This window comes from Phragmitibacter flavus (assembly GCF_005780165.1).
In the GTDB taxonomy this organism is placed as follows: Bacteria; Verrucomicrobiota; Verrucomicrobiia; order Verrucomicrobiales; family Verrucomicrobiaceae; genus Phragmitibacter; species Phragmitibacter flavus.
This window is the reverse complement of sequence record NZ_VAUV01000006.1, coordinates 113,921-135,648: the sequence shown is the minus strand read 5'-3', so window position 1 is coordinate 135,648 and position 21,728 is coordinate 113,921. Positions and strand designations below refer to the sequence as shown.

The window sequence follows — 21,728 nt, the reverse complement described above, 5'->3', positions numbered from 1 at the left end:
GTGAATAGCTGGCTTGCGCTGACCTTTCAATCTCATGTGCATCACAAGGAGATGGCAGTGTGGTTTGAAGGGCTGGAGGAGAACAGTGTGTATTTTTGTAGATTGAGCATGCTTGGATTTCTGCGATTGGCTCAGCTGGAGGCGGCTTTTCCGGGAGAGGCGGTGACGGCTGAGCAGGCGTGGGGATTTTATGAAGGGTATCTCGGTGATGAGCGAGTGGGATTTAAGGATGAACCACCGGGTGTAGACCATCTTTTGGCGGGATATCTTGGGCGTGTTACGCAGAAATCCCCCAATGTTGTGACGGATGCATATCTGGCGGCATTTGCCCGCCTTGAGGGGCTCAAGTTGCACACCTTTGATCGTGCGCTGGCAAAACATCCGCTGCTTTTGCACTGACGTAATCAATGATAGGTGGTCTTGACGGCATTTTTCCTGCTGTCACGGATTTCCGACGTTTAGGTGAACTAAAGGCGAGTTGACGCTTGCTGCGAGACCGCCTATACGTTCACCCCCTGCGCGGTCGTTCTGCGTAGGTGACATCAACCCATTCTTCACCTCCATCATCTAATGATCAAAATCGGTATCAACGGCTTCGGACGCATCGGGCGTCTGGTTTTTCGCGCCATCTGTGACCAAGGCTTGCTCGGCAAGGAAATCGAAGTCGTTGCCGTAAACGACCTCGTTCCGGCGGACAACCTGGCGTATCTCGTCAAGTATGACTCCACCCAAGGCAAGGCCAAGGAAGAAGTCTACAGCAAAAAATCCAGCCCTGATCTTGCTGAAGATGACATTTTGGTGGTCGATGGTCATGAGATCAAATGTCTCGCGGTTCGTCAGGGTCCTGCAGCACTTCCTTGGAAAGAGCTTGGCGTGGACATCGTGATCGAATCCACCGGTCTTTTTACCGACGCGGAGAAAGCCAAAGGGCACATCGAAGCCGGTGCGAAAAAAGTCATCATCTCGGCTCCTGGCAAAAACGAAGACATCACCGTGGTTATGGGTGTGAACCATGAGAAGTATGATCCAGCCAACCACCACATCATTTCCAACGCGAGCTGCACGACGAACTGCCTTGCTCCTGTGGTGCATGTGTTGTTGAAAGAAGGTTTCGGCATTGAAGAAGGTCTGATGACCACCATTCACAGCTACACCGCTACGCAGAAAACGGTGGACGGTCCTTCCGCGAAAGACTGGAAAGGTGGCCGCAGTGCTGCGATCAACATCATTCCTTCCTCGACCGGTGCTGCCAAGGCCGTGGGTCTGGCGATTCCAGAAGTGAAAGGCAAGCTGACCGGCATGTCCTTCCGCGTTCCTACACCAACCGTTTCGGTGGTTGACCTTACCGTGAAGACCGTCAAGGAAACCAGCTATGCCGAGATCTCCGCTGCGATGAAAAAAGCCAGCGAGACCTACATGAAGGGCATCCTCGGTTACACCACTGACGAAGTGGTCAGCAGCGACTTCATTCACGACAGCCAGAGCTCGATTTTTGATGCCGGCAGCGGCATTGAGTTGAACAGCAAGTTCTTCAAGCTGGTGAGCTGGTATGACAACGAATGGGGTTACAGCAACCGCTGCGTTGACCTTGTGAAGTATATCGTCAGCAAAGGAATCTAACATCCCGCAAGGCTTTTAGTTTTTGGTGAAACCGGCGCGGGTGACTGCGCCGGTTTTGCTTTTTGTGGTGAGGTGGGCGGATCTTTTCTGGGGTGATTGGGTGACTATCGGTCTAAGGGGTGGATAGTGGGATGATGGAGGAGCAGGCATCAATCTTTTTAGGATCACAAGCTGGTTGGCGTCTGGAACATTCTTATGCGCAGTTGCCGGAGATGTTTCATGTGAAGGCGATGCCGGTGCCGGTGAAGCAGCCGAAGCTGGTGGTGTTGAATGATCAACTGGCGGGGGAACTGGGATTAAACGCGGCATTGCTGCGGAGGGAGGAGGGCGCTGCGATTTTTGCGGGCAATGAGCTGCCTCATGGAGCGGAGCCGATCGCGCAGGCTTATGCGGGGCATCAGTTTGGGAATTTTACGATGCTGGGGGATGGTCGGGCGATTTTGTTGGGGGAGCAGATCACGCCAAAAGGGGAACGGTTTGATGTGCAGTTGAAGGGGCCTGGGCCTACGCCATTTTCGCGTCGTGGAGACGGTCGGGCGGCGTTGGGACCGATGTTGAGGGAGTATGTGATTAGTGAGGCGATGTTTGCTTTGGGGATACCAACGACGCGAAGTCTGGCGGTGACCTTGACAGGAGAGATGGTGCATCGGCAGGAGTCGTTGCCGGGGGCGGTGCTGACGCGAGTGGCGGCGAGTCATATTCGCGTGGGAACGTTTGAATGGGCGGCGGCGCGCGGAGATCGGACTTCCTTGAAGGCGTTGGCGGACTACACGATTGCACGGCACTATGCGGAGTTGGTGCTGGTGGGAGTGGAGAAAGTTTACGTGGAGTTTTTCAGAATGGTGATGGAGCGGCAGGCGGCGCTGTTGGCGCAGTGGCAGTTGGTGGGGTTCATTCATGGTGTGATGAACACGGACAACATGTCGGTCTGCGGTGAGACGATTGATTATGGGCCTTGTGCGTTCATGGATGCGTATGATCCGGCGACGGTGTTCAGCTCGATTGATCAGCGCGGGAGGTATGCTTATGGGAATCAACCATTGATCGCGCAATGGAACCTGGCGCGGCTGGCGGAGGCTTTGTTGCCGCTGTTTGGTGAGGATGAGAAACAGGCGGTGGAGCTGGCGAATGAGATGATCGAGAGTTTTAAAGAACGAATTGAATTCTATTGGTTGAGGGGGATGCGCCGGAAGTTGGGGTTGTTTAGTGAGGAGCCGGGCGACAGGGGGCTGGCGGATGAGTTGTTGGAATGGATGCACCAGACGAAGGCGGATTTTACCAATACGTTTCGTGATTTGCCTGGCGTTGGGGACGAGCAGTGGAGGCAGCGATGGATGGAGAGGCTGGACCGACAGGAGCAAACGTTTGAGGAGTCGGTGATGTTGATCAAGGCCAGCAATCCGGCATTCATCCCGCGCAATCATCGGGTGGAAGAAGCGTTGGAGGCGGCGGTTGCCAGAGAGGATTTATCGGTGATGGAGCGGCTGCTCGAGGTGTTGGAAAAACCCTATGAAGACTCCGCAGAGCATGCTGAATATCGAAGTCCGGGTGGAACGGAGGCAGAGGGCTATCAGACCTTTTGCGGGACTTGATGGTCGTCGCGCACGATTTTTTGATTGGCGACGTTGATGGAAGCTGCGAATAACAAGCGCTTCCTATGAAACAATTTCTCTTTGGATTGGGTGTTTGGTTTTTGACAGCGGCGATGATGCCGGCGCAGACGGTGGGCGTGAGGCTGTTGAATGAGGGGATGGAGATTGAGGCGGGCAGTGTGGGGAAGCTGGTTTTGGATTATCCGAAGTTGTTCGATGAAGGGCAGAAGGTGGAGAGCAAGTTGATTGCAAGGGAGGTGGGCAAGGAAAGCGCCCTGTTGAGTTATGAGGGCGGATCGAAGCTGCGACTGGACGTGGGCAAGAATGGGGAGGTTGGGGTGGTGTTTGTGGAGAGGGGGGCGGATGCGAAGTTTTTGATTTTGGAGATGCAGATTCCGATTGGATTTAACCAGGGCGGATCATGGAAGATCGGCGACAAGATGGCGGCGTTTCCGGTGCAGAAGCCGGAGGGAAATCCGCATCTGTTCCAGGGCAATGCGGAGTCGTTGACGGTGGTGAATTTTGAAGGCCGGAGTCTGACGGTGAAGCCGCCGGGGTTTTCGTTTCTGCAGTTGAGTGACAATCGGGAGTGGAACTGGCCGATCTTTTTTTGGAAGTCGATCACGCCAGTGGAGGCGCATGCGGCGGGCGGGATGACGATTGAGCTGGCGCTGGGAGGGGATGGAAAAGGAGCGAAGCCTTTGGTGGATTTGATGGGGCAGTCAATGCGGGCGGAATGGGCGGACAAGGTGAGGGACTTGGAGGAGCTGAAGGGGGATGTGGCGGCGGAGGAGAAGTATTTTGGCGGGTTGCCGGATTTTGAGAGGGATGAGTTTGGCGGGCTCCAGGGATCAAGGGAGAAGTTGGGGTTGAAGGCGACGGGGTTTTTCCATGTGGAGAAGAAAGAGGATGGGCGTTGGCTGTTGGTGAATCCAGTGGGCAATGCGTTTTTTCATCTGGGGGTTTGTGGGTTTAATCCGAATGATGATTACACGCTGACGAAAGGTCGGGAGTCGGCTTATGAATGGCTGCCGGAGTCAAAGGGAGAGTTTGAATCGGTGTTTCGGACGGGAAGTGAAGGAACGGTCGTGTCGTTCCATCTGGCGAATCAGATCCGCAAGTATGGGGCGCCGTTCGAGGCGAATGCTTATGCGGCGCGGATGATTGGGCGATTGCGGAAGTGGGGATTTTCTTCCGTGGGCGCATTTACGGATTTGAGCTTCGGTGCGGAGGCGAGGAAGGTGGCGAAGTTCCCAGGCGTGGCGCATTTGCCGATCAATGCCTGGGAGAAGGTGCTGCGGATTGCGGGGATTCATGAGGTGTTTGATCCGTTTGATGAGGCGACGAGGAGGCAGATTGAGGAGAACATGGCGGCGTTTTTACCGGCGCATGCCGATGATCCGTTGATCATTGGGTATTACATCGTGAATGAGCCAATTTATGAGCAGATTCCGGTGATCGTGCCATCGCTGAAGGGCAGCGAGCATGCTTGCAAACGGCGCTTGGTGGAATGGTTGACGGAGAAGTATGGGTCCGTCGCGAAGTTTAATGAAGCTTGGGGAATGAAGATGGGTGGTTTTGAAGAGTTGCTGGAGCCGGGATTGCCTATGACGACAGACGCGGCGAAGGCGGATGCAGTGGCTTTTGCGGAGGTGTTTCTGGAGGCGTATATGACGTTGGTGAAGGAGTCGTTTCGGCGGCATGATCCGAATCATCTGTTGTTGGGGAGCCGGTTGCAGCCAGCGACGATCAAACATGAATGGATCTGCCGGGTGATGGGGAGACACGTGGATGTGATGTCGTTCAACTACTACACCTATGGCCTGGACAAGGAATTTTTGAAGCAGGTGCATGGGTGGACAGGTGGGAAGCCGATGATGCTGAGTGAGTTTTTTTGGTCGTCGCCGACGGACAGTGGTCTGACGGGAGGTCGTGAGGTGGGGAGTCAGCAGGAGCGGGGTCTGGCCTATCGGAATTATGTGGAGCAGGCGGCGTCGCTGGGTTTTGTGGTGGGGACGGAGTGGTTCACGATGGTGGATCAGTCGGTGACGGGACGGTGGTTTTCGGGGTTTGACGGGGAACGGGCGAACACGGGATTGATCAGTGTGGTGGACCGTCCGTGGAAAGGTTTGCTGGAGGAAATGATGAAGGCGCACCGGGCGGTTTACCCGGTTTGGTTGGGGGAGCAGGCTCCGTTTTCTTCGAAAGATCCGAGATTTACGACAGGGGAATGAGACGAAAAGCGGTCGGTTGGTGCACTTATCTGCTGAATCGTGCGGGATGTGGGCGACACTTCTTGACGAGAGGGGCAGTCCCTTTTATGAAATCGGCCCCGGGTTCGGCCCGAATCTTGCACTCCCAACACAGAATTTATTGATATGCCAAAAAAGAGCATCCGCGACATCGACGTGACTGGTAAACGCTGCCTCGTGCGCGTGGATTTTAATGTTCCTCTTGATGACAAGGATGGAACGATGGTGATCACGGATGACACGCGGATCAAGGGGACGCTCACGACGCTGAACTATCTTCTGGAAAAGGGAGCGCGGGTGATTTTGGCGAGTCATTTGGGTCGTCCGAAGGGCAAGCCTGATCCCAAGCAGTCGTTGAAGCCGGTGGCGGCAAGACTCGAAGAGTTGATTGGTCGTCCGGTGGCTTTTGCGGATGATTGCGTGGGTGAATCGGCCAAAGAGAAGGCGCTGGCACTGAAGGATGGAGAGATTCTGCTGTTGGAGAACACGCGTTTCCACGCAGGTGAGGAGAAGAACGACGCCGAACTGGCGAAGGGTATGGCTGACTTGGCGGAGATTTTTGTGAATGATGCGTTTGGTTCTGCGCACCGTGCGCACAGCTCAACGGCTGGTGTGGCGGATTACCTGCCGGCGGTTTCTGGTTTGCTGATGGAGAGCGAGCTTGCCTATTTGCACGATGAACTGGAGAACCCGGAGCGTCCGTTTGTGGTAATTCTTGGTGGTGCGAAGGTGAATGACAAGATTGCGGTGATCAATCGTCTGCTGGAAAAAGCGGATACGGTGATCATCGGTGGCGGCATGGCTTACACGTTCATGAAGATCGTGAATGGCATTTCCATCGGCAAGAGCCTTTACAAGCCGGATTGGGAGCCGATTGCCCAGGCGGCATTGGACAAGGCGAAGGAGCGTGGGGTGAAGTTGTTGATTCCGGTGGATTCGATGATCACCGATGCATTTGATTTTGATGCGAAGAAGCTGGGCAACACGAAGTTCACTTCGCCCGGTGAGAGCATCCCTGATGACTGGGAAGGGGTCGACATCGGTCCAGAGACAGTAAAACTTTTCTCTGATGAAATTGCCAAGGCAAAAACGGTGATCTGGAACGGCCCGATGGGCGTTTTTGAGATCAAGGAAAGTTCCAAAGGCACTTTTGACGTGGCGGAAGCAATCGCTGCGAATCAGGCTGCCAAGACCATCATTGGTGGTGGCGACAGTGTGAAAGCAGTCAAGAAAGCTGGTGTCTCGGACAAGGTGACCTTCATTTCCACCGGTGGTGGCGCGAGCCTCGAACTTTTGGAAGGCAAAGAGCTTCCGGGTGTCGCTGCACTTCAGGACAAGTGACCCCGCTTTTTTGCAGTCCCCCAGACTTTTCTCAACTCACACGCATCATTTAATCGAACCTCCACTCGCACTCCCATGCCTCCCGTGTTCCGCAAACCTATCGTCGCCGCCAACTGGAAAATGAACAATACACCGACGGAAACGGAGCAGTTCCTGCGGTCGTTCCTGCGGTTGATTCCAGAGAAATGTCCGATCCAGATCGTGGTGACCCCACCGTTTGTGTCTCTGCCAAAGGCGCATGAGTTGATGCACAACGTGCGCACGGAAATTGTCGAATTGGGAGCGCAGAACATGAGTCAGTATCCGAGCGGTGCCTACACGGGCGAGATCAACGCGATGATGCTGAAGGAAGTGGGCGTGCGCCACGTGATCCTTGGTCACAGCGAGCGCCGGGCAATTTTTGGCGAGACGAGCCAGATGGTGAACGCGAAGGTGCTCGCGGCTTTGGAGGCACGTTTGCATCCAATCGTTTGCGTGGGTGAGACTTTGGAAGAGCGCGATGCGGGCCGGATCAATGAGGTGCTCGAATCGCAGATGCGCGAGAGTTTGGCGACGGTGGGATCACGTCGTTTGATGGATGTGGTGGTGGCCTATGAGCCGGTCTGGGCGATTGGCACGGGTCGAACGGCATCTCCGGAGCAGGCACAGGAAGCCCATGCGTTTATTCGCAGCGTGCTGGCGTCGATGTTTGATCAGGACACGGCCAACAAGGTGCGTATTCAATACGGCGGCAGCGTCAAGCCTTCCAACATGGATGAGCTGATTTCACAGCCGGATGTGGATGGGGCGTTGGTGGGTGGTGCCAGCCTTGAGAGCGGCAGCTTTTACGAAATCGTCAAAGCGGTGATCAATTACGTGAACGACAACAACAAGCCGGGCTGAGCTGAGCTGAGTCGAGTTGGTTGACCTTGGGAGCGCTGGCCTCTGGCCGGCTTCATTGTTAGCGAGCAAAGGCAGACGATTCTGCCACTTGCGAGTTCCCCCGGGACAGAGATAGTGAGGCACTGCAATGCCTCCACTGATTCGGCTTATTCTCGTTGGGTCTTCATTTCTAGGGCTGTTGGCGGGTTGTGGTCGCAGAGACGAGGCGGTCCCCAATTCCGCCGCGCCTCCGATTAGGTCCACCCACGCAGTCGTTGAGGCAAAGGAACCTCCGCCCGTTGAAAAGCCTGCGGAGGAAAGTTCATTGGTGACCCCGGCTTCGGCAGCGGAACACAATGTCGCGGCTGAGACACCCGTTACGGTGATGAAGGCGGTGCCGACTGATCCTTTGTTGGTATTCGAGGCAATTTTAGCCAATGACGAGGCGCGACTCGGGGAGCTATTGCAGGCCGGATTGCCTGCGGAGCAGATGAATGGTGAGGGCGATTCCCCGCTGTGTCTGTCGTTGCGGCTGCGGTTTCTGCCGCTGGCGGTGAAGTTGATCGAGCACGGTGCCAATCCGAATACGCCGGGACTTGGCAAGCAGGTGCCCGTGGTGCTGGCGTCGATGTATCGGCATCCAACTTTGTTGGAGGATCTGTTGAAGGCGGGGGCTGATCCGAATGTGCCGTTCAGTCATCAGGTTGCGCCAGAGTTGCTGGAACTGGTGCCTGATCCGTGGCTGCGCGGGGAGCTGAAACGCGAACGCAATGTGACGGCATTGATGGCCTGTTCGTTGCGCGGAGATGTGGAGGGAGTCATTTCTCTGGTGAAATTTGGAGCGAGCAAAAATGCGCACACGCTGCCCAGCTATCGTTATCCCATCAACATGGCGGCGGGTCGTGGATATCTGTTTATTATGAGGGTGTTGTTGGGTCGTGATCCGGATGAAGAACCGGCGAGATTGATCACGGTGGACTTGTCGGAGCAGAAATTTTGGGTGGTGCAGCACGGGGAGGAGATTTTGCGAAGCAGCATTTCAAGTGGTCGCAACGGCAAGGAGACTCCTCCGGGAAGGTATGTGATCACCAACAAACACAAGGATTGGGTGTCGACCATTTACAAAGTGCCGATGCCGTATTTTTTGCGGTTCAATTGCAGCGAGATCGGTTTCCACAGCGGGCGGGTGACGGGGCGTCCGGCCTCGGCGGGATGCGTGAGGTTGCCTCATGCGATGGCCAAGAAGATGTTTGATCTGGCCCAGGTGGGCGATGAGGTGATCATTGAGCCTTGATGATGTTTTTGTGATGATACGGAAGTGGATAAATTGTTTTCAGCGAAAATAACCGACTGGTTTTTGATAGGTGGAACAATGCCGGACGTTTAAGCTGTTGTTATGCAGCACTCACTTAGGATTATGATTTTCGCTGCGGCCCTGGTGGCTCCGGTTGGTTTTACATCAGCGGCAGTGGCGAAGGTGGAGGAGAAGTCGGCCGCGAAGGCAATCGACGCAATTCTTGCAAAAGGGTGGGAGGCGAACCACGTGAAGCCAAATGCCCCGGCGAGTGATGAAGTTTTTGTGCGCCGAATTTATCTGGATGTAGTTGGGAGAATTCCGACTTATCGCGAAACGGAGGAGTTTTTGGCAGACAAGGCGGCGGAGAAGCGGGCGAAGCTGATCGACCAATTGCTGGCGGGAGATGGGTATGTGCAAAACTTTTTCCATTACTGGTCGGACATCCTGCGCTTGCAAACGAATGGCCAGCAGGCGGGTGTGGTGACGGGGGCGGCTTACGCGAATTATTTGAAGGAGAGCCTGCGGAGCAACAAACCTTATGACCAGATGGTGCGGGATTTGGTGTCGGCACAGGGTTTCGCATGGGAGAATGGGGCGATCGGTTACTACATGAGGGATCGTGGGATGCCGCTGGACAACATGGCGAATACGGTGCGCGTGTTTCTCGGCACGCGGATTGAATGCGCGCAGTGTCACAATCATCCTTTCGACAAGTGGACGCAGAAGGAGTTTTTCGAAATGGCGGCCTTTACGTTTCCGGTTGAGACGAACGATTACAGCGGCGGTCCGCTTGGGGAGGTTCGTGACATGATGCAGGCGGAGGAACAGGAGGTTTTGGGGCCGCTTCGACAGAAGAGTCGCAAGGACGAGGGCGCACGCAAGGAGCTGACGGAGATGCAGCAAAAATTCCGTCAGCACAGTCGCGAGATTGGGGAGACCTTGACGGATTTGCGCAATCCACTCCGCTACACGGCAGTGGGACTTCGCGAAGGCAAACAGGTGACGCTGCCACATGACTATGCTTACTCCGATGCAAAGCCGAAATCGAAGGTGGGCGCGGCGACAATGATGGGGCATGAAGTCGCGGCCGAACCGGGTGAGGCGGGTCTGAAGGCGTATGCAGAATGGATGACGGCGAAGGACAATCCTCGTTTCACCACGGTGGTGGCGAACCGGTTGTGGAAGAAAGTTTTCGGGGTCGGTCAGATCGAGCCGGTGGATGAGTTGATGGACAATACCCAGGCAATGAATCCAGAGCTGATGAAGCATTTGGAAGGTTTGATGGTGTCGCTGAATTATGACATGAAGAGCTATCTGCGGATATTGTTCAACACGGATGCCTATCAGCGGGAGGTTTCGCGCGAGGAAGTCATTGCAGGCGTGCCTTATCATTTTCCAGGACCGGTGCTGCGGCGCATGACGGCGGAACAGATGTGGGATTCGTTTGTGACCTTGATCAATCCTACCCCCGACATGCCGAACGAGGCTCAGCAGGAACTGGCGGACAAACGCATAGATGGTGCAAGGTTTGTTTATGATTCGCTGGAGGCCTACGGGCCGGAGGCAATTTTGGAAGGGGCGGAAAAATCGGTGGTGGTCTATCGCAAACAGGCGGACAGCTTGAAGGGGTTGCAGCGCGATCTCGCATTGGCGAGAGTGGCGAAGGACAAAGACAAGGTGGCCCAAATCAGCAAGGAACTGCAAGCTTTGAACCGGCAGGTTCGTGAAGCAGTGAAACAGAATGTGATGGCACCTGCGGCGGCGAAGTTTGTTTCAATGAGCAAGGGCAACAATCCTTCGGGGGAGATGGCTGAGGCTTCAATGGAAGGTTCGGCGATGTCCATGATGATGAGTGGGAATGCAGGATCGGAGATTCCCGGATTTGATCGGGTCCAAAGCAACGATCGGGGCAAATTGACGGAAGAACAGGAGCGGCAGTTGCAGGATGAGGCGGCGTATTTTGGGATCTCTGGAGAAAAAGAAGTGAGGCAGTATGCAAAAGCACGAATTCAGAATGTGCGCACCTGGCTGCGGGCGGCGGAGATTGAGAGCCCGGCGCCTCGCGGACACTATCTGCGGGAGTTTGGTCAGAGCGATCGCGAAGTGATTGAGAATGCCAACACGGAGGCAAGTGTGTCGCAGACATTGGCGCTGATGAACAGTCAGTTGCTTCCGCAGGTGATGAACAAGTATTCGGCTCTGATGTTAAGCTTGAATAAACAGCAGTATCATGATGACAAGGTAACCACGGCTTACATGACTTTGCTTTCGAGACAGCCGACCGAACAGGAGCGCGAGATCTGGCGGAAGGCGGCGGATCGGGGGCTGACGGAGATGGAAGATTTGCTTTATGCGCTGATTAACACGCAGCAATTCATTTTTATTCAGTAATGAGCATCTCGGACCAACCGATGAGCTTCAATCATTTATTTATTTGTTCCAATATAACCAACCCACTTACACCATGAAAAATTCTTTTCTTCGTCAGGACGAACTCAGCCGTCGTCAGTTTGCTGCGCGCACGGCGAGTTCACTTTTAGGGGTGGGTTTGTTGCCGGGGATCTTCTCGGGAAAAAGTTTTGCGGCAGGGGCTTTGGCTTCGAATTTGAAACAGGCGGCAACGGCGAAGAACGTGATCTATTTGTATATGTCGGGTGGCATGAGTCATCTGGACACGTTTGATCCAAAGGAAGGCGTGGAGACGGCGGGTCCGACGAAAAGCATTGGCACCAGTGCGGATGGCGTGAGGATTTCGGAATATCTCCCGCTGACGGCGAAGCAGATGCATCACATTGCGGTGATCAATTCGCTCAATTCAACGCAAGGGGCGCATGAGCAGGGCAATTATTACATGCACACGAGTTACACGATGCGTGGAACGATTCGTCATCCTGGAATGGGGGCGTGGTTGAACGCCTTGCAGGGAGGGGGGAACACAACGCTTCCAAAATATGTGTATGTGGGCAATGATAGCAGGCATCCAGGCGCGGGATTTTTTCCGGCTTCGTATAGTCCGCTGTTTGTCAGCAAGCCGGATCAAGGTTTGAAGAATGTGAAGCTGCAGCCGGGATTGACGGAAGACAAGTTTGCCGCGCGCATGCAGCTGGCAGGCGAGCTTGACCAGAACTTCCGGACCACTTTTCAACATCGCAATGTGAGCGCGTATGCCGACATGTATGACGATGCGATTTCCATGATGAAAAGCGAAGATCTGGCGGCGTTTGATCTCACCAAAGAATCCGCACCGCTGCGGGCGAGTTATGGTGACACACCGTTGGGTCAGGGATGTTTGCTGGCGCGGCGGTTGGTGGAGCATGGGGTGCGTTTTATTGAGGTGAGCATGGGGGGCTGGGACACGCACAATGCGAACTTTGTCAAAGTGCCGGAAAATTGCGATACCTTGGACAAGGCGTTGTCGACCTTGATCGCGGACTTGCATTCGCGCGGACTGCTGAATGAGACGCTGGTGGTGCTGGCGACGGAGTTTGGGCGCACACCGGACATCAACATGAACGTTGGTCGGGATCACTATCCCAAAGCCTTTTCAGCCATCATGGCAGGCGGCGGAATCAAAGGGGGTTTTGTTTATGGCAAAACCGACAAGGAAGGCCGCGAGGTCGTGGAAAACCAGGTGGAGATTCCGGCGGTGAATGCGTCCATTGCGTATGCCTTGGGGCTGCCGCTGGATCAGGTGGTGTATTCACCGAGCAAGAGACCGTTCACGATTGCCGACAAAGGCAAGCCGTTGGTGGAGTTGTTTGCTTGATGGGGGACAGATGGCTCATGCTTGGCCAACTCTCTTGAAGCGCCGCGCGGGGCTGGGGCGGATCAATTCTGTTCAGATGGGAATGATTCGAGAAGGTTTTCGCAGGCGTGCTGCAGGCGTTGGCGGATGGGATTGGCGAGGGCGGTGAGGTCTTGCTGCTCGCGGCGGTATTGTTCGCGGCCGGCTTCGGTTTCGATGGGGATGGGGTCGAAGCCGAGATGGGCGAGGTCATAAGGGCTGGCGCGCATGTCCATGGCGCGGCCGATGACGGCGAGTTCGAAGGTGTCGGCGACGAGGTCGCTGCCGATCCAGGGCCAGAGTTTGCCGGCCCATTTGTAGAGGTCCATGTTGGCGTGGAGGCAACCGGCCTGTTCGTTTAAGTGGCGGGTTTCGAGGGTTGGTTGGATGGCGTTGAGGGGAGTTGCGGGTGGGGTGAAAAAACGGAAGGCGTCGTAGTGGGTGCAGCAGAGGGGTTGGGATTCGATCAGGTCGGCAATGTCTTTGGCGGGGAGGCGGAGGGGGTGTTGGTTGTGGCGGATCTCGGCTTCGCTCTGGCGGTAGACCATGGCCCATTCGTGCAGGCCGTGGCAGCCGAAGCGGGCGGGTTTGGCGAGAATGTTGGAGCACAGGCTGGCGATCCAGCGGGCTTGATGGAGGTCGCGGGGTTTTGGGACGGGGAAGGCGTGCTGGTGATAGACAGTGTGCTGAAGATTTGCGATGAACTCTTCACGCTGGTGGAGTCCAGGGATCCAAGTGAGCAGTTTGTTGGGGGAGAAGTTGTAGTAGGTGAACAGAAAGTCCCACACGGGATGCTTTTCGCCGCAGGCTCGGCGTTGCACGAAGGCCTCGGCATGCGGGACGACGCGGGCGCGGTGTTGGGATTGTCGAAGTTCCCAGACAGAAGCTTCGATTTCAATTTTGATGCTGAGATCGAAGGATGCGGGTGTGGGGGTGATGCTCGGAGAGGTCTGCATGGAATCGGCTCGCTGGGGGTGAAGCTACATCAGGTGGCGCGATTTTCCATGCCAGGGAGAGGGATGATTGATGGGGTGGGTCGATATGCGCGGTTGTGCAACGGGGGTTTTTCGGTCAAAATGGCGAATGCGCTTCCTTTCTCTTCTGAGTGTTTTTGTTTGGTTGTCGATGGCCTCGGTCCAAGGACAGGAGACGGCTCCACCGACTGCGGAGGCACCGGCAGTAGAAGCTCCAAGTAAACCTGCTGAAGTGGTGGAAGAGCCAAAGAAAGCGGTGCAGAAGGAGGTGGAGAATGAGGTGAATGTGGTTCGTCGCGACGAGGTGAAGCCGCGGGTGTTTGAACAGGGGGAGTCGTATGAGGGCAAGGTGGTGATCATTCCGGTGGGCGAGGAGGATTTGATGAATCCGGCACGGTTTGAATACATGTCGCGGACACTCAAGCGGGCCTCCGACGAGGGGGCGGAGGCGGTGGTGATTGATCTGGATACGCCAGGTGGGATTGCATGGAACACCACGACGATGGCCATGGAGGATTTGCAGAAGATGAAGGTGCGGACGGTGGCGTTTGTGAATCCGCGGGCACTGTCGGCGGGGGCGTTGATTGCGATGGGGACGGATGCGATTTACATGAGTCCGGCGAGCACGATTGGTGCGGCGACGCCGGTGTCGTCCATGGGGGCGGAGCTGGGTGAGGCGGAGCGGGCGAAGATGAATTCGGCGTTGATGGCGATGGCGAGGAGTGCGGCGAAGGCGAAGGGGCATCGCGAGGAGGTGGCGAATTCGATGGTCGACAAGGATGTGGGATTGAAGATCGGGGAGGTGGAGATTGTGCCGAAGGGGCAGATTTGTTCACTGGATCAGGAGCAGGCGACGCGAATGTTTGATGGAAAGCCGTTGCTGGCGAAGGCGGTGGTGGGGGATCTGGAGGCGCTGAAGCAGATGGAGCAGTTCAAGGGCGAAAGTGTGCGGGCGGAGCCGCAGGGGTTTGAGCTGGTGGCGATCTGGATCACGCAGTATGCGACGGTGCTGTTGTTGATTGGGTTGGCGGCGGGGTATTTGGAGATGCAGGCTCCGGGATTTGGTCTGCCGGGTTTTACGGCGATTGCGGCGTTCTTTTTGTTCTTTTTCGGTCACTACATCGCGGGGAGTTTGGTCGGGTTTGAGACGGTGGCGCTGTTTGTGTTGGGCATTGGGTTGATTGCGGTGGAGTTCTTTATTCTGCCCGGGTTCATTGTGCCGGGACTGGTGGGACTTGCGATGGTGGTCGGGGCGTTGATTTACACGATGGCGGGTTGGGAGTTCACGGTGCCTGAGGGCGGGGTGTTGCCGGTTCGATTGGAGGATTATATGAGACCGCTATTGAACCTGGGACTGGCGTTTGTGGGGTCGATCATCGTGATCATGCTGATGATGCGATACCTGCCGGACGTGGGTCCTTTCAAGAACATGATTCTGGAGACAGCGGTGGGTGGGGAGCAGGCGTCGATTGAGGGTGAAGGGCAGCGGATGGCGGGTTCGGTGGCGGTGGGCGCTTTGGGGCTGACGAAGTCGGCGTTGCGGCCTTATGGCAACGTGGAGTTTGATGGGGTGATGCTGGAGGCGATGTCAGAGGGGGATTATTTGCCGCCTGGGACGAAGGTCAGGGTGAGATCGGTGACCAGCGGCAAAATGGTGGTCGAGAGGGAGGCGGAACCGCAGGTGGGGAATGAGACGGAGACGGTGGCGGGGCACGGAGGCTCAGGGGTTCAAGGCGAAGGGGTGTAGGCATAAAAATACCGCGAGTCCTTTTCGGGTCTCGCGGTTTGAATGAAGGGAAGAAACGAGAGCCTGCTTATTTGCCCTTCAACTGGGGAAGGAGGCCGGCGTCGGTGGCTTCTTTGGCAACCTTGTCAGGATCGGCGGTCCATTTGCGAAGACCGGAGTTGGAGTAAAAGTAAACTTTTTCGCCTTTGTATTCGGTGGATGGGCTGTCGGGTGTGACGATGTTCTTTTTAGTGATTGGGCAGAAGCGTTGGGGAAGAAGTTCAACTTTGTCGAGACCGAATTCGGCTTCCCTGCCTTTGAACTGAGGGAGGATTCCGGCTTCAAGACCCGCTTTCATGTAATATTTTTCGTTGGCTTTCCATTTTTTCTCGCAGGCGCTGCAGCAGAGACCAACTTCAACGTCGCCGACTTTGGTGGTGTATTCGCCGTCGATGGGATCTTCGGTCATGATGGGGCAAAGTTCGTTGCCGGGAGCGGCCAGCAGAGGAGTGGCGCTGGAAAAGGCGATAACGGTGGCACCGAGCAAGAGAAGGGGTGTTAATTTAAATATTGGCATGAGTTGAGATACGGTCTCAGCGGCCAAAGTGTTGCAAGTTCATTTCGATTTTTGCCGGTCAGGGCGATTTTTTGATGATCGGACTGTGGGTGGTTGTGCTAGGGAAGGCGGGTCGGGTGCGATGCCTGCGGAAACTAGAATGATGATGGAGAAGACCGATGTTTTGGGAACGCTGCGTGCCGGGGAATTGGCGGGGGCGACGCGTTTGGATTTGGCGGGATGCGGCCTTACGGGAGTGCCGCGCGAGGGGTTTGATCTGGCGGATTCGCTGGGGGTGTTGAATCTATCGCAGAATCGTCTGCAGAACTTGCCGGATGAGTTGGCCACCTTGGGACGATTGAAGATATTGTTTGGATCGGACAATCAGTTTACGAAAGTGCCGGAGGTGGTGGGGGCTTGTCCGGCATTGAGCATGGTGGGGTTCAAGGCAAATGCGATTGAAGAGGTTCCGGCGGAGTGTTTGCCGAAGCATTTGCGGTGGTTGATTCTGACGGACAATCAGGTGGCGGAGTTGCCGAAGCAGCTGGGCGGGTGCGCGGCATTACAGAAGTTGATGCTGTCGGGCAATCGTTTGGAAAGGTTGCCGGAGGAGATGGCAGGTTGTGTGAATCTGGAGCTGGTGAGGCTGGCATCGAATCGGTTTAAGCGGCTGCCGGAGTGGCTGTTGAAGTTGCCGAAGCTGGCCTGGCTGGCGGTGGCGGGGAATCCGTGTTCGGCGACTCCCGATGCGGTGGGTGAGGCGGGACTGGAAGAAGTGGCATGGGGGACGCTGGAGTTGAAGGAAAAGCTTGGGGAGGGGGCATCGGGCTTGATTTACCGTGCGCTGAGGTCGGACGGAACCGAGGTGGCGGTGAAGGTTTTCAAGGGGGCGGTGACGAGTGACGGGTTGCCGGAGAATGAGATGAAGGCGAGCATCGCGGCGGGTCGGCATGCGCATTTGATCAAGGTGCTGGGGAAGGTGAAGGGGCATCCACAGGGCATGGAGGGGTTGGTGATGGCTTTGTTGGATTCGAAGTATCGGAATCTGGCGGGACCACCGAGTTTTGAGAGTTGCACGCGGGATGTCTACGGAGAGGACTTGCGGTTGGAGCGGCGTCAGGTGATCGCGATGGCCCGGGCAATGGCGTCGGTGGCGATGCAGTTGCATGGGCGCGGGTTGATGCACGGGGATTTTTATGCGCACAACATGGTGTGGGATGGGGAAGAGGGATGTTTGCTGGGAGATTTTGGTGGGGCGTCATTTTATGATCCCGAGGTGACGGGAGTAAGTCTGGAGCGATTGGAGGTGAGGGCGTTTGGGTGTTTGATGGAGGAGTTGCTGGATCGATGTGTGGATGAGGGGGGACCGGGATTGAGGGAGTTGCAGAGACGGTGTCTGGATGGTGATGTGGCGGGGCGGCCACGGTTTGGGGAGATTTTGGAAGCGTTGGACGCGCGATGAAACAGAGCAGTTGCATGCGGATGGGGACGCGTGCATGAGTGGGGTCCCCTTCCCATGGCCGACAACGACATCCTTCTTGAAGCCAGCGAGTTGACCCGTGTATTTGACGGCATCACGGTGCTGGATCGCTTCAGTTTTCAACTGCGTCGAGGCGAGGTGCTGGGAATGCTGGGAGCCAACGGAGCGGGCAAAACGACCGCGATGAACATGTTGCTGGGACTGACGACGCCGACCTCAGGGAGCATTCGTGCGTTTGGCATGGACCTGTTCAAGAACCGGGTGGCGGTGCTGCAACGGTGCAATTTTTCATCGGCTTATACGAACCTGCCGAGCAATCTGAAGGTATGGCAAAATTTGAAGGTGTTCGCGATGATCTACGGGGTGAAGGACGCGGCGAAGAAGATCGACAGTTTGTTGGAGCTGTTTGAGATCACTGATCTGAAAAAGCACGTGACGGGGCATCTTTCGGCGGGCGAGAGCACGCGGGTGAACCTGTGCAAGGCGTTGCTGAATGATCCGGAGTTGTTGTTGCTGGATGAACCGACCGCGAGTTTGGATCCAGACATTGCGGACAAGGTGCGCAAGACGTTGAGGAAGGTGCAGGCGGAGCGTGGGATTGGGATTTTGTATACCTCGCACAACATGCGCGACATTGAAGAGGTGTGCGACCGGGTGATCTTCCTGCACAAGGGCAAGGTGGTGGCGGAGGGGACGCCGTCGGAGATTGTCGAGAAGACGCAGGAGCGGTCGCTGGAGGATGTGTTCATCAAGATCGCGCGCAGTGGCGATGTGGAGGAGCAGGCGGGCTAGCTTTAATTGGAATTCCTATGAACTTTCGAGTGATTTACGCGTTGATTTTGCGGTATCTGTTTCTGTATGGACGGACGCCGATGCGGTTGGTGGAGCTGGTGTTCTGGCCGGTGGTGGATCTGATGGTGTGGGGATACCTGACGATGTTCCTGCAGGAAAACTCCGAACAGGAATTTGCGTCGTTTTTGATCTTTTTGGTGGGCGGGATGATTCTATGGGATGTGTTGTTCCGTGCCCAACAGGGGGTGGCGATCTCATTTTTGGAAGATGTGTGGACGCGTAACTTGCTGAACATTTTTGTGTCTCCCGTTCGCACGCATGAGTATGTGGCGGCGACTTTTGCGATTGGGTTTTTGCGGATCATGGTGACAATGATCGTGCTCTGCACCCTCGCGGCGGTGAACTACAACTTTAATATTTTCCAACTGGAGTGGAGTCTCATCCCATTCTTCCTGAACCTGTTGGTGTTCGGGTGGAGTTTGGGCATGATTTCCACGGCGTTGATCTTGCGATGGGGACAGGCGGTGGAGTCGCTGGCGTGGGCGGTGCCATTTTTCATCCAGCCACTGGTGGCGGTATTTTATCCGGTGGCCAAGTTACCCGAGTGGTTGCAGTATATCGCCTTGTGTTTCCCGGCGACCCATGTGTTTGAGGGCATGCGCGAGGTGTTGAACCCGAAAATCGGTTTTCTGAGCTGGGAACGGGTGGGCTGGGCTTGTCTGACCAATGTGATTTTTATGGCCATCGCAGCAACCATTTTTGCCACCATGCTGCAGAGCACTCGTCGACGGGGTTTGTTGACCAAGCTCGCAACCCAGTAGTGGGATGGCATAAAGCGCCGGGGAAAAAAGATCAGGGAACCGCGGCAGAGAAAGACATACTGCCGTTGCTTCCTTCCGGACCTGGCGGGGTTCGCAAGCTCACCCTCCACGGTCCCTGACGAGTTCATCCTGACACGGATGCGGAGAAAACACAACCATGAATGGTCATCGTGATCACAATTTTTTAAAAATCGGGCTGATGTCTAAACTCTTGTGTTTTTTATGTTGTATCAAATGCCTGATTTCGATAGAAAAGAGGTTCGTTAAGTATTTTTTCTGACCCAACCACAGTCCCATCATGCTCTGGAAAATTTTGTCTATCGTCACCGCCCTAGCCCTCGGCCTCGGCCTCTGGTTCAGCTATGGCATGCAGGGAGCCATCAAGGCTGAGCGCGAACTTGCGTCGCGTTCGACCAAGAACCTTGAGGACGTGAAGCGGCAGTTTGCCCGCGCCAACGAAGCCAAGGAAGCCCAAGTCAAGGCCCTTGAGGAGACCACCAAACAGCACGGTGAACTGAAGGAAAAAGTCGCGCAGAGCAATGAGGAAGTTTCGCTCAAAGAAAAAGAGGCAACTGCCGTCGTGACCCAGGTAGAAGAGGTCAAAAAGCAGGTGGCCCAGCTTGAGGAACAGATTACGAAGTCCGGCGACATTCCTAAATTACTGGAAGAAGTGAAGCAGTTGGACACCCAGGTGGCTGCCAGCAATGCAGCACTCGCCAACAGCCAGCAGCAGGCGGCGTTGGGAGACGGGCGTGTCGCTAAGGTCCAGGCGGAAATTCGTGCTTTGCAAGAACGTGAGGCCGATCAGAAACGCGGCACCGTGACGAAAGACTTCACTGCAAGAGTGTCCCAAGCTTTTCCTGGATTCGGTTTTGTGATCTTGAACAAGGGAAATCGTGCGGGCCTGTTTGCCAACGCGAACCTGGAAGTGAAACGCGGTCGCGAGATCGTCGCCAAACTAAAGGTGCGTGATGTCGAACAGGGCAACGCGGTGGCAGATGTGGTTCCTGGAAGCATGTCCGAGGGGAGTGAACTTCGCGCCGGTGACTTGGTGATTGCAGGGAAAGCACAAGCCCCGGCCAGCGCCTCCCAACCAGCTCCGGTGCCAGCCGACGGTGCTGCCGCCGCCGCAACTCCCGCCCCAGTTGATGGAGCAGCTCCCGCAGCGAACATGGCTGACGATCCATTCGGTGCTCCTCCCGCCGGGATGGCACCAGCTCCAGCCGCGCCTACCGAGGCTGACCCATTTGGTGCTCCCGCCGCCCCTGCTCCTGCGGATGGAGGCATGCAGCCTGCACCGGCACCAGCACCGGCTGATGCCGATCCATTTGGTGCTCCTGCAACACCAGCCCCGGCCCCTGCAACTCCACCAGCGGCGGCCGATCCGTTTGCAGCGCCGACTGCTCCTGCAGCTCCAGCCGAAGGCGGCAACATGATGATGGGGCAGTAATCAGCTTCGATTGGTTTAATTTTTCTCCAGTTTCCTACTTCAAGTTTTCCTCACTGTTTTATGACCAAAGTTCTTTTTCTTCTCAGCGCCGTCGTGATGGTGGTTGCCGGTTTTTTCATTTTTCAAAACCGGGAAGCTTTTGTGGCTGCGCGCGTGGATCGTCAAAAAAATGACGGCGTCATTGCCGCTGAAATGACCAAGCTGTCCAACCTGGGCGATGAGGTGGTGCAAGCCAAGTCTCAAGTGGCGACGATGACAGCGGAGTTGAATACGGAGCAATCGCGGCTTGAGCAGATCAACATCAAACTTCGCAATGCCGAGACCCAGGCAGCCAACGCAGCGAAAGAACTCGAAGTGGAACAGGCAAAAATTGCCAAATACAAGAAGGAAATGGACGGCCTTCCACAGGGTGTCACCATCGAAACCATCAACGAGGACATCAACCAGCGGAAAGCGACAATTGCCGAGAACGAGACCAAGATGGCCGAGGTTCAGAAGGTCGCCGACCAGAAGGAAGCTGAAGTGAAGCGTGTGCAAAACGACTTGAACAGCCTGGTCAGCCGGATCGAAGAACGTCGCAAATCGTTTGACCGTAATTCCATGATGGCCACCATCGTGGCGGTGAATAACGACTGGGGTTTTGTGGTGATTTCCAGCGGCGAAGATCAAGGCATCACGGAAGACACCAAGCTGATCGTGACACGTGGCACCCAAAGCCTCGGCAAGTTGAACATTGTGTCGGTGGACGGCAATCGCACCATCGCCAACATCATTCCTGAATCCCTTCAGGCTGGCTTGTCCATTGCCCCAGGAGACAAGGTAATTCTGGAAACGCTGGCCCAATAGAACTTGCAATTTCCTGCAAGTCTCCATCTTGGTAGTTGCCCATGAAATTTTTGATCCGTCCGCTGCAAGTCGTCATTCTCTGCGTGCTTAGTCTCTCTGTGGTCAGCTGTGAGAGCAGCAAGCCAAAAAAGCGCAAGCCGGTGTCGGTGAGTGAGTTTGATCAGTCGAGCAGCCTTCCTTGGAATCGTCCACGTTCTTTCGAGAGCGGCGGTGGTTTGGGGCGGATGATGCCGCAGAGCCGATAGTTGCGAAGTCTCCAGCTGGGATTAGCTGAATTGCGCGGTCCTCTATGGAACCCGGCCCGCAAATTTTTTTGGATTTTGTCGGATCTCGATT

At 55.6% G+C, this 21,728-nt stretch carries 18 protein-coding genes and 1 other RNA gene; 16 read left to right on the top strand and 3 right to left on the bottom strand.

Annotated elements, in window-relative coordinates; translation table 11 throughout:
- From FEM03_RS08900 to FEM03_RS08860, 9 genes are all read left to right on the top strand, one after another.
- Entirely contained in the window at positions 1-399 is a 399-nt protein-coding gene (locus FEM03_RS08900) for a TA system VapC family ribonuclease toxin (protein ID WP_166442739.1), read from the top strand.
- Between the two features lie 171 nt (positions 400-570).
- Positions 571-1,620, top strand: coding sequence for a type I glyceraldehyde-3-phosphate dehydrogenase (gene gap, locus FEM03_RS08895; RefSeq protein ID WP_138085854.1), 1,050 nt, complete (start codon positions 571-573; stop codon positions 1,618-1,620).
- Between the two features lie 131 nt (positions 1,621-1,751).
- Entirely contained in the window at positions 1,752-3,212 is a 1,461-nt protein-coding gene (locus FEM03_RS08890; protein WP_206170949.1) for a protein adenylyltransferase SelO, read from the top strand.
- A 65-nt stretch (positions 3,213-3,277) separates the two neighbouring features.
- Positions 3,278-5,446, top strand: coding sequence for a beta-galactosidase (locus FEM03_RS08885; protein WP_138085853.1), 2,169 nt, complete (start codon positions 3,278-3,280; stop codon positions 5,444-5,446).
- Positions 5,447-5,590: 144 nt separating this feature from the next.
- Entirely contained in the window at positions 5,591-6,805 is a 1,215-nt protein-coding gene (locus FEM03_RS08880; protein ID WP_138085852.1) for a phosphoglycerate kinase, read from the top strand.
- Positions 6,806-6,880: 75 nt separating this feature from the next.
- Positions 6,881-7,687 (top strand): triose-phosphate isomerase, encoded by an 807-nt coding sequence (tpiA, locus tag FEM03_RS08875; protein ID WP_138085851.1) that lies wholly within the window; start codon positions 6,881-6,883, stop codon positions 7,685-7,687.
- A gap of 307 nt (positions 7,688-7,994) precedes the next feature.
- On the top strand, positions 7,995-8,960 hold the full coding sequence (locus FEM03_RS08870; protein ID WP_166442738.1) for a L,D-transpeptidase family protein: 966 nt from the start codon (positions 7,995-7,997) through the stop codon (positions 8,958-8,960).
- A gap of 123 nt (positions 8,961-9,083) precedes the next feature.
- Positions 9,084-11,354, top strand: coding sequence for a DUF1549 domain-containing protein (locus tag FEM03_RS08865; RefSeq protein ID WP_166442737.1), 2,271 nt, complete (start codon positions 9,084-9,086; stop codon positions 11,352-11,354).
- Positions 11,355-11,427: 73 nt separating this feature from the next.
- A complete protein-coding gene (locus FEM03_RS08860) occupies positions 11,428-12,729 on the top strand; it encodes a DUF1501 domain-containing protein (RefSeq protein ID WP_138085848.1) in 1,302 nt (433 codons plus the stop codon).
- A gap of 62 nt (positions 12,730-12,791) precedes the next feature.
- Here FEM03_RS08860 and FEM03_RS08855 read toward each other — a convergent pair whose 3' ends face one another.
- Positions 12,792-13,703, bottom strand: coding sequence for a hypothetical protein (locus tag FEM03_RS08855; RefSeq protein WP_206170935.1), 912 nt, complete (start codon positions 13,701-13,703; stop codon positions 12,792-12,794).
- A 169-nt stretch (positions 13,704-13,872) separates the two neighbouring features.
- On the opposite strand from FEM03_RS08855, the gene FEM03_RS08850 reads away from it, so the two are divergent.
- Entirely contained in the window at positions 13,873-15,468 is a 1,596-nt protein-coding gene (locus FEM03_RS08850; RefSeq protein WP_166442736.1) for an NfeD family protein, read from the top strand.
- Positions 15,469-15,535: 67 nt separating this feature from the next.
- Here FEM03_RS08850 and FEM03_RS08845 read toward each other — a convergent pair whose 3' ends face one another.
- Positions 15,536-16,024: a hypothetical protein gene (locus FEM03_RS08845; protein ID WP_138085846.1), complete on the bottom strand. Its 489-nt coding sequence runs from the start codon at positions 16,022-16,024 to the stop codon at positions 15,536-15,538.
- A gap of 121 nt (positions 16,025-16,145) precedes the next feature.
- Between FEM03_RS08845 and FEM03_RS08840 the strand changes: the two genes are divergently transcribed.
- Genes FEM03_RS08840 through FEM03_RS08830 form a run of 3 tightly spaced genes read left to right on the top strand, consistent with a single transcriptional unit; the run spans position 16,146 to position 19,096 of the window.
- Positions 16,146-17,465 (top strand): leucine-rich repeat-containing protein kinase family protein, encoded by a 1,320-nt coding sequence (locus tag FEM03_RS08840; RefSeq protein ID WP_206170934.1) that lies wholly within the window; start codon positions 16,146-16,148, stop codon positions 17,463-17,465.
- Positions 17,466-17,519: 54 nt separating this feature from the next.
- Positions 17,520-18,275 (top strand): ABC transporter ATP-binding protein, encoded by a 756-nt coding sequence (locus FEM03_RS08835; protein ID WP_138085845.1) that lies wholly within the window; start codon positions 17,520-17,522, stop codon positions 18,273-18,275.
- Between the two features lie 17 nt (positions 18,276-18,292).
- A complete protein-coding gene (locus FEM03_RS08830) occupies positions 18,293-19,096 on the top strand; it encodes an ABC transporter permease (protein ID WP_138085844.1) in 804 nt (267 codons plus the stop codon).
- Between the two features lie 26 nt (positions 19,097-19,122).
- On the opposite strand, the gene ffs is transcribed toward FEM03_RS08830, so the two are convergent.
- An RNA gene (gene ffs, locus FEM03_RS08825) (signal recognition particle sRNA small type) lies at positions 19,123-19,217 on the bottom strand.
- A gap of 177 nt (positions 19,218-19,394) precedes the next feature.
- Here ffs and FEM03_RS08820 point away from each other — a divergent pair.
- The 3 genes from FEM03_RS08820 to FEM03_RS08810 are packed head-to-tail and all read left to right on the top strand — an operon-like array spanning position 19,395 to position 21,637.
- A complete protein-coding gene (locus FEM03_RS08820) occupies positions 19,395-20,546 on the top strand; it encodes a hypothetical protein (protein WP_138085843.1) in 1,152 nt (383 codons plus the stop codon).
- A gap of 60 nt (positions 20,547-20,606) precedes the next feature.
- Positions 20,607-21,392: a coiled-coil domain-containing protein gene (locus tag FEM03_RS08815; protein WP_138085842.1), complete on the top strand. Its 786-nt coding sequence runs from the start codon at positions 20,607-20,609 to the stop codon at positions 21,390-21,392.
- Positions 21,393-21,433: 41 nt separating this feature from the next.
- Complete coding sequence (locus FEM03_RS08810) at positions 21,434-21,637, top strand: hypothetical protein (protein WP_138085841.1); 204 nt, start codon at positions 21,434-21,436, stop codon at positions 21,635-21,637.
- Positions 21,638-21,728 lie beyond the last annotated feature (91 nt).